Here is a 12,461-nt window from a genome sequence, read left to right as displayed (position 1 = left end):
GGACTGATCTTGCAGGCTTCATGTCCAAAATATTAAATTTACCCTTTTACAAGGCGCTTAGCTTTACGCTGACCTATACATTTGTGGTCACGCCTTTTGTCATTATTTTAGGGTTCTTTGTGGCGCTGGCGGTAAATCGCCTGCCGTCATTTATCAAAGGCCCAACGATATTCATTTCTTTATTGCCAATGATTGTCACGCCGTTGATCGGATCGCTTATTTTGTTCTGGATGATTGATGCAGATGGCTTGATCGGTGGCACCTTGCAACTAATTTTTGATGATCCCGATTTATCGCTGAAAGCGTCGCCCGCGCTGACATGGGTGACCTTGATTGTCTATGGCGTGTGGCATTCGGCACCGTTCTCATTCATCGTCTTTTATGCTGGCTTGCAGACCGTACCCAAAGACACGCTGGAAAGCGCCATGATTGACGGTGCTAATCGCTGGGAGCAGGTACGCTATGTCGTTATTCCGCATCTGTTGCCATTGGTGGTATTTATCTCGCTGATGCAGTTAATGGATAATTTCCGCGTTTTTGAACCGATTGTTGGCTTCAATGCCGAAGCCAGCGCAACATCATTATCATGGATTATCTATAATGATCTGCGCGGCAGTGACGGCAATATATTGTTCGGGTCTGCGGCCGCGACTTCGCTTTTGACAATCATCGGTGTGTGCATTTTGTTGACGCCTGTTCTGATCCGCACATGGCGGGCGCATGGAGCGCGCGCATGACCATTGTAGCGTCACTCAAACGTCCCTCATTTCTGTCGATAGCCGCGATGGCATTTCTGGTCATATGGCTGGCTATTGCGGCGGTGCCGTTTCTGTGGACATTTTGGGGCAGCTTTAAAGTGCAGGCGGATTTCTTCTCGAAGCAGGATTGGCAAAATGCGCTTTATGGTGTGTTCACGCTTGCGGAAACAGGTGGGTATTTTACAGGTAATGGCTATGAAGGTGCGTGGATAAAGGAAGAATTCTGGCGTTCGTCGGTGAATACCATGTTGATGACATTATCGGTTGTGGCGATTTCACTGACACTTGGTACGCTTGGCGGCTATGCCTTGTCACGTTCGGGATACCGCTATGCTTTCTGGGTGCTGATTATTGCGCTGGTATTTCGTGCCATGCCGCATATCACGCTTGTATCTGGCTATCTGTTGCCGTTTTTCCAGCTCAATCTTTATGGGCATCTGGGCACAACGATTGTGGTCATGGTGGCTATCAATCAGCCTTTCACGTTGTGGATGTTACATTCTTTTTTCCAGAATATTCCAAAGGACCTTGATGAAAGTGCGATGGTGGATGGCTGTACCCGCTTTCAGGCCTTTCGCTATGTCATCATTCCCGTGATGTGGCCTGGTGTTATAACAACGGGACTGTTCAGCTTTCTGCTGGCTTATAATGATTTTGCTCTGACGGGCCTTTTGCTGTCGCAGGAAAATCAGACAATGGTTCCCAAAATCGCCAGCTTCCTTGGGTCTGCGCAAGAAGAAGGCAATGTCATGTATGCGGTATCTGCCGTGGTTTCAGCCACAGCCCCATTATTCATTCTGGTGATGTTTTTCCAGCGCCAGATTGTAAGCGGGCTGACAGCTGGTGCTGTTAAGGGATAGGGAGACGAGGATGGCAAGTATCACATTGAAGAATCTGACCAAACGGTGGGGTGACTTTGTCGCTGTTGATATGTTTGATCTGGATATTCAGGATGAAGAATTTCTGGTTCTTTTGGGACCATCTGGCTGTGGCAAGACAACCACCATGCGGATGATTGCAGGGCTTGAGGAAATTACCGAAGGTGACATCTATATTGATGGCAAAGTGGTTAATCATCTGGAGCCAAAGGATCGTGATATTGCCATGGTGTTTCAGTCATATGGTCTGTATCCGCATATGAATGTTTATGAAAATATCCGCTTTCCCCTGCATGTGCGTAAGGTTGATCGTGCTGAGCATGATGAACGGGTCATGCGCGCCGCACAGATGGTTGAATTGACCGATTTTCTGCATCGTAAACCGTCAGAATTATCAGGTGGCCAGCGTCAGCGTGTGGCTCTGGCACGCGCGATTGTTCGCGAGCCAAACGTGTTTTTGATGGATGAGCCTTTGTCTAATCTTGATGCGAAATTGCGCGTATCAACACGGGCGCAGATTAAGCATCTGCATCATCAGTTGAAGGTGACAACGGTTTATGTAACGCATGACCAGATTGAGGCTATGACGCTGGCAGACCGTGTCGTTGTGATGAACCAAGGGATTGTCCAGCAAATCGGCACGCCAACCGAAATTTATGACAATCCAGCAAATGATTTTGTTGCAAGTTTTATTGGTAATCCAGCGATGAACTTGCTGAATGGGGTGTTAAAAGGCGGCGTCTTTAGTGGTGAGAATATCACTGTTAAAGGCCTTAAAGGCGCGGATGGTCCCGCCCGTCTTGGCTTTCGTGCGGAAGATGCCAGCCTTGCCAAGACAGGCGCTATAAAGGCACCAATCTATACGGCTGAATTGCTGGGCGATGCCACGATGCTGACAGTTAAGGCAGGCGGGGCGATGGTGTCTGTCAAAGTGCATAAGGATGTCCGAAGCGCGATTGGTGAAATAGTGACCATTTCGGTGCCAGCTTCGATTTGTCATCTTTTTGATGTTACCACCGGCAATCGCATTAAAGGGTAGAGAAGAACAGCTTATGTCAATCAATGCCAGACCAGAACAAGCCACGCTTAGCCGTGATACCGATATGTCGAAGACCGACGAAACAAGGCGCGTTATCGAGGGGATGGTTGATGGTCTGAACGATCATCGTATCGACGATATTGGTGCCTTTTTTGCCGAAAGTTTCCGGTGGATGGGAAATCAGGGCTGCGGCACGAAAATAGGCCTGCAAGCCTTTCAGGATAACTGGCAACGCCCATTTCAGGCCGCTTTTTCCGATAAGGTATGTATTGATGAGGCGCGTTTGTTCATGGGTGAATGGGCGGCCGCCTTCGGGCGACAGGAAGCCATGCATTCAGGCGAATTCATGGGCATTGCGGCTAGCGGTAAACGGATTGAAATTCGCTATATGGATTTTTGGAAAGTGGCGGATGGTAAAATTGCCGATAATTGGGTGATGGTCGATTTTCCGCATGTGTTGGCACAGCTTGGTGTTGATGTTTTTAATGGGAAGGGCTGGGAAATTTATGACCGCGGCGAGGCGATGCCGCCACGGCCAGATCATGATTCCGGTGCGCGTGAGGAGTAAAAAATGGCAATTACCTATTTAAAGTCCGGCAAGCCGCAAACCGAACGGTCGGAAGATGATGCCGAGGTGCGTGATGTTGTCGAGCGGAGTCTGGCAGATATTGAAGCACGAGGTGATGCGGCGGTGCGTGATCTGGCTGAAAAATTTGATAAATATACGCCGCCAAGCTTTCGCCTAAGCCCCGAAGACATAAAATCTTTGATAGATGAAGTGTCTCCCCGTGATATGGACGATATTAAATTTGCACAGGCGCAAGTGCGTGGCTTTGCCGAAATACAGCGCGCATCCATGCAGGATGTGGAAGTCGAAACTATGCCAGGCGTTATTCTGGGACATAAAAACATCCCTGTGCAATCAGTTGGATGTTATGTGCCAGCAGGCAAATTTCCGATGGTGGCATCGGCGCATATGTCAGTTCTGACAGCGTCGGTTGCCGGTGTGCCACGTATTGTTGCCATGACGCCTCCTTTTGAAGGCAAGCCCAATCCGGCGGTGGTGGCAGCCATGCATATGGGTGGTGCGCATGAGATTTATGTGCTGGGCGGCATTCAGGCGGTTGGCGCCATGGCCATTGGAACGGAAACGATCGATCCTGTGCATATGCTGGTAGGCCCAGGAAATGCCTTTGTTGCCGAAGCAAAGCGCCAGCTATTTGGCCGTGTGGGCATTGATTTATTTGCGGGCCCAACCGAGACCATGGTTATTGCCGATGAAACCGTTGATGCCGAACTTTGTGCCACCGATCTTTTGGGGCAAGCCGAGCATGGCTATAATTCGCCAGCTGTTTTGTTGACCAACTCGGAAAAGCTGGCGCGGGAAACGCTGGCTGAGATTGATCGCATTCTGGAGATTTTGCCAACAGCAGATACGGCGGCGGTCAGTTGGCGCGATTATGGCGAGGTGATTGTCTGTGATAGCTATGATGAAATGCTAGAGGTGGCTGATGATATTGCTTCAGAACATGTGCAGGTCATGACTGACCGCGATGATTGGTTCCTTGAGAAGATGACTTGTTATGGTGCGCTGTTCCTTGGGCCACGCACAAATGTTGCCAATGGTGATAAGGTTATTGGCACCAATCATACGTTGCCTACGAAAAAGGCTGGGCGCTATACAGGTGGGTTATGGGTTGGAAAATATCTGAAAACACATTCCTATCAGAAAATCACGACTGATGAAGCCGCAGTTGATGTGGGCGCTTATTGTTCGCGTTTATGTATGCTTGAAGGGTTTGTCGGCCATGCAGAACAGGCAAATATCAGAATTCGGCGCTATGGCGGACAGAATGTACCCTATGGAGAGGCGGCTGAATGATGGATTTGCCAAGAACACCTTCCTTTAGGCTTGACGGACGACGTGCGCTTGTTACGGGCGGGTCGTCAGGCATAGGGCTGGGCTGTGCCGTGGCACTGGCAGAAGCAGGCGCGTATGTAACGGTGATGGCGCGCAAGCAGGCCGCGCTGGAAGATGTAAGCGAAGCCTTTAACAAGCAAGGCTGGCCGATAAAGACAATAAGTAACGATATTGCTGATTGTGACGCCACAAAAGATATTCTGGATGCGCATGATCCGTTTGAAATATTGGTCAATAGCGCCGGTTTGGCGCGGCATGCCCCCGCGATAGATACATCGACAGACGATTTTGATGCAGTGATGAATGTTAATCTTCGAGGTGCATTTTTCCTGGCACGCGAAGTCGCCAAAGGCATGATCGAAGAAAGTCTGACAGGATCGATCATCACGATTTCTAGCCAAATGGCCTTTGTTGGCGGGGTTGATCGAAGTGTCTATTGCGCGTCCAAATTTGCCGTTGAAGGATTTACCAAATCAATGGCGATTGAGCTGGCGCATTATAAAATTCGTGTCAATACAATCAGCCCAACATTCATCCGCACGCCGTTGACCGAGCAAACCTTTAGCCGCCCAAGTCGGGTGAAATGGATCGAAGAAAAGATCAAATTAGGTCGGGTTGGTGAAATCGAAGATATAATGGGAGCTGTGCAATTTCTGGCAAGTGACGCTGCGGGATTGGTAACAGGCACATCACTGCTTGTTGACGGGGGGTGGACAGCAGACTGATGGCACGTGATAACGCCACATCTTTGGACGTTGCCCGCCATGCTGGCGTTAGCCAGTCGGCGGTTAGCCGTGTGTTTACCCCAGGTGCGTCAGTGTCGATGAAAATGGCCGATAAGGTCAAGCGGTCGGCAGATGCACTTGGCTATCGGCCTAATGTTCTGGCGCGGTCATTGATTACCGGACAATCACGCATTATTGGGGTTGTTGTTGCCTATCTTGATAACCAGTTCTATCCCGAAGCGCTGGAACGGCTGTCTATGTGCTTGCAGGAACAAGGTTATCATGTGCTTGTTTTCATGGCGTCCAAAACAGCTGGCAATATAGATCAGGTGCTGGAAGAGATTCTGGATTATCAAGTCGATGGCGTCATCATGGCGTCGGTTGCCATGTCTTCAAGTCTGGCCAAACGCTGTGACGAGGCCGGCATTCCCGTGGTGCTGTTTAACCGTCGGCAAAGCGATCTGGGCTTTAGTTCTGTTACATCAAACAATATGTCTGGCGGGCAGAAACTGGCTCAGTTTCTGATTGCAGGTGGACATCAGCGTATAGGCTATATCGCTGGGTGGGATGGTGCATCGACCCAGCATGAACGTGAAGCCGGATTTATCAAGGGCTTGGCAGACGCAGGACAAAGCCTGTTTGCACGCGGATGCGGTAATTTTGTTCTGGAAGAAGCCCGTATTGCCGCCCGTGACATGTTCAGTCAGCGTGTGATCCCTGATGCCGTATTCGTTGCCAACGATCATATGGCATTTGCGGTTATGGATGTTCTGCGCTTTGAAATGGGGTTTTTAGTGCCTGATGATGTGTCGGTCGTTGGTTATGACGATGTGCAGCTTGCCAGCTGGACAAGTTATAATCTGACAACGGTGCGGCAACCGGTAAATAAAATGGTCAGCGAGACGATTGCCATATTGATGGCGCGGATCGAGCATGGAAACAGCAAGTTGCGTAATGTTGAACTGGATGGTGCCTTGATCGTTCGCGGTTCGGCCAAGATACAAAAAGGATGGGAAGATGAAGGGGTTTGATAGTCGCTGGAAGGACTTTCCCGATTATATTATCGGGATAACGCAGGAAATATGGGAACAACGCGGCATCGCCACGCTTGAGCATTATTATACGCCTGATATACCTGTAAGATCGCCCGGGTCAGTTGTCATTGGTAATAAAGATGTCATTGCCGCAACAATGGCGACATTGGCTGAATTCCCCGATCGCCGATTGCTTGGTGAGGATGTGATCTGGTCGGGATCGCCAGAAGAGGGGATGCTGTCATCGCACCGGATTTTGTCAACGGCAACGCATAGTGCCGATGGTGTCTATGGCAAGGCTACCGGCACTAAGCTAAGCTATCGTGTCATTGCTGATTGCCATGCGATCAATAACCAGATCAACGATGAATGGTTGATTCGCGATCAGGGCGCGGTGGTGCGCCAGCTTGGCTGGAATCCCAAAGATTATGCGGCTGATTTGATTGCGCGTGAGGGCGGTGTTGCGTCTTGTGTCAAACCATTCACCCCAGCGATTGATGTGCCTGGCCCCTATAAAGGGCGCGGTAATGATAATGAATGGGGACAAAAATATGCCGATATTCTTGAGCGCATGATGGGTGGGGATATGGCTGTTATTCCGACAGCGTATGATCGCGCCTGTCATCTGGAATTGCCAGGCGGCGTGACGGGCCATAGCCATGATGCGGCTGACCAGTTCTGGATGGGGTTGCGTTCCAGCTTTCCAAAAGCGACATTCACCATCGCGCATCAGATTGGCCGTAGTGACGCGCATATGCCACCCCGCGCGGCAATCCGCTGGGGCCTGCATGGCAAGCATGAGGGCTGGGGTAGCTTTGGGGCGCCAACAGGTGCAGAGGTTTATGTCATGGGCGCGTGTCATGCCGAATTCGGACCGTGGGGTCTGCGCCGCGAATATGTTCTTTTTGATGAAACATCTGTTTGGAAACAGATACTTATGCATGCTGGATGATGGTCTGAAATCATACGGGGAGGTTGTGCAATGACATCTGATAATATGGAAAGCCGGATCGTTCGATATGGTGATCTTGTACCATGTCGTACGGCCTTTATTGATGCACATACACCCGGGTCTGATAAGAAGGAAAACTTCACGATTATTGGCGGTGGGGTGTCCGAATCCGCTGACCAGCATGTGCATATCAAAGATACGCCAGGGTTTAATATAGGGGCGGCGGGGCAACCGCCGAAATGCCGCAATTCACTGCATACGCATCGCACTGCCGAGGTGTTTTTCGTGTTATCTGGCCGCTGGCGGTTTTTCTGGGGCAATGATGGCACTGATGGCGAAGTGACGCTTACCGAAGGGGATGTAATCAATATCCCCACAGGTATTTTCCGTGGGTTTGAAAATATCGGTACCGACTATGGCATGATCATGGCGGTGCTTGGTGGTGATGACGCTGGTGGTGGGGTGGTATGGGCGCCACAAGTGATCGATGATGCCAGAGATCATGGCCTAGTTCTGGGTGAAAACGGAGTGCTGTATGATAGCCACAAAGGCGAGAGTTTGCCCGATGGTGTCTTGCCTATGCGGGTGCTTGATGAACATGACATGGCGCTTTTCCCTAAGGTAGGGACAGCTATGTTCGTGCCGCGTTTTGTTGCCCGCTATCTGGATATGGTGGCGCTTGCTGACCGACAACCTGTGACCGTTATTGGCGAGGATGGGATGCTGATTGATCGGCCTGGCTTTACGCTTGAACTGCTAACGTCAGGGTCAGTTGATGGCAAAGCTTATAGCACTGAACGGCACGAGATTTTAATAGTCATGCGGGGCTATTGGAAAGTGACATGGGATGGGGGGCAGACTGTGCTGGCCGCTGGTGATGTGTTTGCTGTTCCGCCTGATGTTCAACGCAGTTTGCAGGTGGCAATGAGCGGTGAAGCCAGCCTGTTCAGAGTGTGTAATACGGATGATGAAGCAGGCCCGACGATGAATTTTTTCAGTGATAATCGCCACAGCTATTAGCAGCAATATCAAGAGCTATAAATAAGGGAGTAGCGTAATGACAAAAATTTTGACAAGCCATGTTGGGTCTTTGCCCCGCACGCAGGACGTGGTTGATTTCATTTTTGCGCGTGAGAATGTGCAGCCCTATGACGCGGCGGCATTTGACGCATGTATGGCATCAGCCTGTGATGAAACAGTCCGCAAGCAGGTCGAAGCTGGTATTGATATTGTATCAGATGGTGAGACATCAAAGATTTCCTATGCCACCTATGTCAAGGATCGCTATACAGGGTTTTCAGGCGATAGTGATCGTAATCCGCCAGGTGATCTGAAGCTGTTTCCAGGGTTTCTAAAGCGTCTGGCCGATGATGGAGGCACCCCGCAATATGCGCGTCCAATGTGTACAGGTGAGGTGAAATCCAAAGGACAAGGCGAGCTGGAAAGCGATATTGCCAATTTAAAAGCGGGGATGAATGCGCATGGCGCACAGCGCGCTTTCATGAATGCGGCATCGCCCGGGGTGATTTCGCTGTTTTTGCAAAATCAGCATTATAAAACCCGCGAAGCCTATCTTGCCGCTTTGGCCGATGCCATGAAGGCCGAATATGAAACGATCGTCAATGCAGGTATTGATCTGCAACTTGATTGTCCGGATCTGGCACTGTCACGGCATATGCTGTTTGCCGATCTGTCGGATGCCGAATTTGTCGCTATTGCCAATATGCATGTTGAGGCGCTGAATCATGCCTTGCGTGATATTGATCCAGCGCATGTGCGGGTGCATATCTGCTGGGGCAATTATGAAGGCCCGCATGTTTGTGACATTGATATGGACAAAGTGTTTTCGACATTGATGTCAACACGGGCGCGCTATGTTCTGTTTGAAACATCAAACCCACGTCATGCACATGAATGGACCGTATTTCGTGATCGCAAAGCCGAGATTCCCGACGATAAAGTGCTGGTACCAGGGGTGGTTGATACGACAACGAATTTTGTTGAACATCCAGAATTAGTGGCGCAGCGTATTGAAAAATTTACCGATATTGTTGGTGCTGATCGCGTGATTGCCGGATCAGATTGTGGCTTTGGCACTTTTGCTGGTTTTGGCGCGGTTGATCCAGATATTGCCTATGCCAAGCTGAAGACGCTGGCCGATGGGGCAGCTATAGCGTCCGAACGGTTATAGCAGAAAGCAGACAAGTCGATCATGCAAACCCCGTTAGTTCTATTGCCAGGCATGATGTGTGATGCTCGCCTGTTCGCGCCGCAGATAGACGCATTGTCGTCATCATACGCGGTCAGTGTGGCCGATCTGACACAGCATGATAGTATCGCTGGTCTGGCCAGATCGGTACTTGCCGAAACGCCGCCGCATTTTGCGCTGGCTGGTTTGTCGATGGGTGGGATTGTGGCGATGGAGATTATGCGGCAAGCCCCCGAGCGGGTCACGCGCCTTGCTCTGTTCGATACCAATCCACTGGCCGAAACAGACGTCATGAAAGCACGACGTGCGCCCCAAATTGCGAAAGCTAGGGCAGGGGCGTTATCCGAGATTATGAAGCATGAAATGAAACCTAACTATCTTTCGGATGGCCCACATCGTAGCCAGATTCTGGATGTGTGTATGGATATGGCTATTGACCTTGGCGTCGATGCGTTTGTTAATCAGTCTGTTGCTTTGCGTGATCGTCAGGATCAACAAGAGACATTGAAAAAAGTCACCGTGCCAACAATGGTGGTATGCGGCGAAGATGATGTATTATGCCCAATTGCGCGACATCAGCTGATGCATGATTTGGTCGTTAGTTCGACATTCGAGATTATTGGCGGTGCCGGACATCTGCCAACATTAGAACAAGCCGATAAGGTAAATGTGGTGCTTCGGCGCTGGTTGGAGGAAACATGAAACAGGAACTTTTAACATTATTGCAGCAGGTTGATACCCCGACTGTGTGTAACGCTATCGAAGTGGCACAGGGGAAACGTGGTTTCGATAATTTTACCCGTGGTACCATGCAGGCGTCTGACCCGCAGGCACCTGCAATCGTTGGCTATGCGCGGACAGCCAAGATTTCAGCCCAGCGCCCTTCGGTTGACCCTGTCGATGAGGTGAAAGCAAGGCGTATGACTTATTACAAGCATATGGCCGAGGCCGCTCGCCCAACGATTGCCGTGATCGAGGATGTTGATTTTCCAGATTGCGTTGGCGCTTTCTGGGGCGAAATCAACACCACAGTGCATAAGGGATTTGGTGTGGGCGGTGCATTGACCAATGGGGTGATGCGTGATCTTGGTGATTTGCCCGCAGGTTTTCCGGTAGTTGCAGGATCGGTTGGTCCGTCACATGCTTTTGTGCATGTCACCGAAATCGGCACGCAGGTAAATGTCTTTGGGCTTGTGGTAGAGGATGGTGATCTGGTGCATGCGGATCGACATGGCGCGCTGGTTATTCCCAAAGATGTGACAGGTGATCTTTTTGACGCGATCAAGACGTTGCTGGCAACCGAAAAGCTGGTGCTTGAGCCAGCACGGGCAGGCAATTTTGATTATGACGCTTTTGAAAAAGCATGGGCAGCGTTTGAAGCGGCCAGAACGTAATCTGTAGCCACCTGTTCTGAGGGAAAGAAAGTTCGGTCAGGCATTCATCTGGCGGATGGCGTCGAGAACCGCGTCTGTTACCTGTCTGGTGGTTGCGTTACCACCCACATCAGGCGTCAGAATGCCATCAGCACAGACCTTTTCAATGGCAGCGATAAGCCGGTTTGCTTCATCATTCAGACCAAGATGGTCAAGCATCTGCGCGCCTGTCCAGAAAGTTGCCACTGGATTGGCAATGCCTTTGCCAGTAATATCAAAGGCCGAGCCGTGGATAGGCTCAAACATGGAGGGAAACCGACCTTCCGGGTCTATATTGGCGGTGGGAGCAACGCCAATGCTGCCAGCTAGCGCGCCTGCCAGATCAGACAGAATATCAGCATGTAGATTCGTTGCCACAATGGTATCAAGACTGTCTGGCTGTAATGTCATCCGCACGGTCATAGCGTCAACGAGCATTTTATCCCATGTGACATCGGGAAATTCAGCTGCGACCTGTTCGGCGATTTCATCCCACATGACCATGCCATGACGCTGGGCATTGGATTTTGTTACCACGGTCAGGTATTTGCGAGGGCGCGACTGGGCAAGGCGGAAAGCATAGCGCATGATACGGGTCACCCCTACGCGCGTGAAAATAGCCACCTCGGTGCCAACTTCTTCGGGCATCCCGCGATGTGTCCGCCCGCCATTACCTGAATATTCACCTTCTGAGTTTTCACGCACAATGACCCAATCCAGATCACCAGGCTCAGCATTGCGCAAGGGTGAATCAATACCCGGAATTATCTTTGTTGGGCGGACATTGGCGTATTGATCAAATCCCTGACAAATCGGCAGGCGCAAGCCCCATAAGGTGACATGATCCGGTACGTCAGGCGCACCAACCGCGCCAAAATAGATCGCATCGAATTTCTTTAGGGTTTCCAACCCATCCGCAGGCATCATCACGCCATGCAGCCTGTAATAATCAGAGCCCCAGTCAAAATGTGTAAAAGCAAGATCGATATTGGTGTTGCGTTCACAGACAGCCTGTACAACCTCAATACCGACAGAAATAACTTCGGGGCCGATCCCATCTGCGGGAATGGAAGCGATGTGCAGACGTTTCATGTTAACTCTCTTTGTGCCTGTTTCAGAACAGTTTCGTTTAAAACAGGGGCTTAAATGAATACCTGATGCCCTAAAAATGGCTTTGAAATGAGGGGATGGAGCGGCGTGCGGGGGTTCGAAGCCTTACCGATGCTCTATCAAGGTTCTGACTTTCAATGTTAACAATAGCTTAGCAAAAATAGTGCCTAGTTAAAACGCCTTATTTTGGATAACAGTATGGATAACAGTCAAGGTCTTGAACCCAGTTCCCGAACCTGGGAAGTTAGATCATGGTTGCTGGCGCTGTTTCCAATTTTTTGCGATTGAGTAATCTAATGGTTTAGTAACTTGGAACTCGAAGCTTACTTGATTAGCTGGTTGATCGAAGGCTGAGTGACAACGTTTATGTTATTGGCATTAATTTCATTGTTGTTCCAATTTTAGCATTTTTAAATTATTATT

The 12,461-nt window shown here is 50.1% G+C and carries 13 protein-coding genes; 12 read left to right on the top strand and 1 reads right to left on the bottom strand.

Annotated features, from left to right (window positions below):
- From ABNT28_RS07240 to ABNT28_RS07185, 12 genes are all read left to right on the top strand, one after another.
- The coding region (locus ABNT28_RS07240; RefSeq protein ID WP_332924706.1) for a sugar ABC transporter permease at positions 1 to 737 on the top strand (737 nt) is incomplete at its 5' end.
- Positions 734 to 1,618 (top strand): carbohydrate ABC transporter permease, encoded by an 885-nt coding sequence (locus ABNT28_RS07235; RefSeq protein ID WP_332924707.1) that lies wholly within the window; start codon positions 734 to 736, stop codon positions 1,616 to 1,618. The genes ABNT28_RS07240 and ABNT28_RS07235, both read left to right, overlap by 4 nt.
- A gap of 10 nt (positions 1,619 to 1,628) precedes the next feature.
- Positions 1,629 to 2,675, top strand: coding sequence for an ABC transporter ATP-binding protein (locus ABNT28_RS07230; protein ID WP_332924708.1), 1,047 nt, complete (start codon positions 1,629 to 1,631; stop codon positions 2,673 to 2,675).
- Positions 2,676 to 2,688: 13 nt separating this feature from the next.
- Entirely contained in the window at positions 2,689 to 3,243 is a 555-nt protein-coding gene (locus ABNT28_RS07225; protein ID WP_332924709.1) for an ester cyclase, read from the top strand.
- A gap of 3 nt (positions 3,244 to 3,246) precedes the next feature.
- A complete protein-coding gene (gene hisD, locus ABNT28_RS07220) occupies positions 3,247 to 4,557 on the top strand; it encodes a histidinol dehydrogenase (RefSeq protein WP_332924710.1) in 1,311 nt (436 codons plus the stop codon).
- Positions 4,557 to 5,321, top strand: a complete 765-nt coding sequence (locus tag ABNT28_RS07215) for an SDR family oxidoreductase (RefSeq protein WP_332924712.1) — start codon at positions 4,557 to 4,559, stop codon at positions 5,319 to 5,321. Before hisD ends, ABNT28_RS07215 begins: the two co-directional genes overlap by 1 nt.
- Positions 5,321 to 6,352, top strand: coding sequence for a LacI family DNA-binding transcriptional regulator (locus tag ABNT28_RS07210; protein WP_348721291.1), 1,032 nt, complete (start codon positions 5,321 to 5,323; stop codon positions 6,350 to 6,352). The genes ABNT28_RS07215 and ABNT28_RS07210 overlap by 1 nt, the downstream gene beginning before the upstream one ends.
- Positions 6,339 to 7,307 (top strand): ester cyclase, encoded by a 969-nt coding sequence (locus tag ABNT28_RS07205; RefSeq protein WP_348721290.1) that lies wholly within the window; start codon positions 6,339 to 6,341, stop codon positions 7,305 to 7,307. The genes ABNT28_RS07210 and ABNT28_RS07205 overlap by 14 nt, the downstream gene beginning before the upstream one ends.
- Before the next feature lie 30 nt (positions 7,308 to 7,337).
- Entirely contained in the window at positions 7,338 to 8,327 is a 990-nt protein-coding gene (locus ABNT28_RS07200) for a cupin domain-containing protein (RefSeq protein WP_348721288.1), read from the top strand.
- Positions 8,328 to 8,364: 37 nt separating this feature from the next.
- Entirely contained in the window at positions 8,365 to 9,498 is a 1,134-nt protein-coding gene (locus ABNT28_RS07195; protein ID WP_348721287.1) for a cobalamin-independent methionine synthase II family protein, read from the top strand.
- A gap of 21 nt (positions 9,499 to 9,519) precedes the next feature.
- Positions 9,520 to 10,218, top strand: coding sequence for an alpha/beta fold hydrolase (locus tag ABNT28_RS07190; protein ID WP_348721286.1), 699 nt, complete (start codon positions 9,520 to 9,522; stop codon positions 10,216 to 10,218).
- Positions 10,215 to 10,910: an RraA family protein gene (locus tag ABNT28_RS07185; protein ID WP_332923381.1), complete on the top strand. Its 696-nt coding sequence runs from the start codon at positions 10,215 to 10,217 to the stop codon at positions 10,908 to 10,910. The genes ABNT28_RS07190 and ABNT28_RS07185 overlap by 4 nt, the downstream gene beginning before the upstream one ends.
- 36 nt (positions 10,911 to 10,946) lie before the next feature.
- On the opposite strand, the gene ABNT28_RS07180 is transcribed toward ABNT28_RS07185, so the two are convergent.
- The gene (locus tag ABNT28_RS07180; protein ID WP_348721285.1) at positions 10,947 to 12,020 is read right to left on the bottom strand and encodes a tartrate dehydrogenase; all 1,074 of its coding nucleotides are present in this window, start codon (positions 12,018 to 12,020) and stop codon (positions 10,947 to 10,949) included.
- Positions 12,021 to 12,461: the final 441 nt, after the last annotated feature.

The sequence above is a fragment of the uncultured Candidatus Puniceispirillum sp. genome, assembly GCF_963979125.1.
GTDB lineage: Bacteria > Pseudomonadota > Alphaproteobacteria > Puniceispirillales > Puniceispirillaceae > Puniceispirillum.
This window is presented reverse-complemented; position numbering and strand designations above follow the sequence as displayed.

Excerpts from the sequence above, each read along its gene's own strand:
- ABNT28_RS07195 (WP_348721287.1), top strand. The coding sequence starts at position 8,365 with ATGACAAAAATTTTGACAAGCCATGTTGGGTCTTTGCCCCGCACGCAG.
- ABNT28_RS07180 (WP_348721285.1), bottom strand. The coding sequence starts at position 12,020 with ATGAAACGTCTGCACATCGCTTCCATTCCCGCAGATGGGATCGGCCCC.
- ABNT28_RS07235 (WP_332924707.1), top strand. The coding sequence starts at position 734 with ATGACCATTGTAGCGTCACTCAAACGTCCCTCATTTCTGTCGATAGCC.
- ABNT28_RS07185 (WP_332923381.1), top strand. The coding sequence starts at position 10,215 with ATGAAACAGGAACTTTTAACATTATTGCAGCAGGTTGATACCCCGACT.
- ABNT28_RS07215 (WP_332924712.1), top strand. The coding sequence starts at position 4,557 with ATGGATTTGCCAAGAACACCTTCCTTTAGGCTTGACGGACGACGTGCG.
- ABNT28_RS07205 (WP_348721290.1), top strand. The coding sequence starts at position 6,339 with ATGAAGGGGTTTGATAGTCGCTGGAAGGACTTTCCCGATTATATTATC.
- ABNT28_RS07230 (WP_332924708.1), top strand. The coding sequence starts at position 1,629 with ATGGCAAGTATCACATTGAAGAATCTGACCAAACGGTGGGGTGACTTT.
- ABNT28_RS07200 (WP_348721288.1), top strand. The coding sequence starts at position 7,338 with ATGACATCTGATAATATGGAAAGCCGGATCGTTCGATATGGTGATCTT.
- ABNT28_RS07190 (WP_348721286.1), top strand. The coding sequence starts at position 9,520 with ATGCAAACCCCGTTAGTTCTATTGCCAGGCATGATGTGTGATGCTCGC.
- ABNT28_RS07210 (WP_348721291.1), top strand. The coding sequence starts at position 5,321 with ATGGCACGTGATAACGCCACATCTTTGGACGTTGCCCGCCATGCTGGC.
- hisD (WP_332924710.1), top strand. The coding sequence starts at position 3,247 with ATGGCAATTACCTATTTAAAGTCCGGCAAGCCGCAAACCGAACGGTCG.
- ABNT28_RS07225 (WP_332924709.1), top strand. The coding sequence starts at position 2,689 with ATGTCAATCAATGCCAGACCAGAACAAGCCACGCTTAGCCGTGATACC.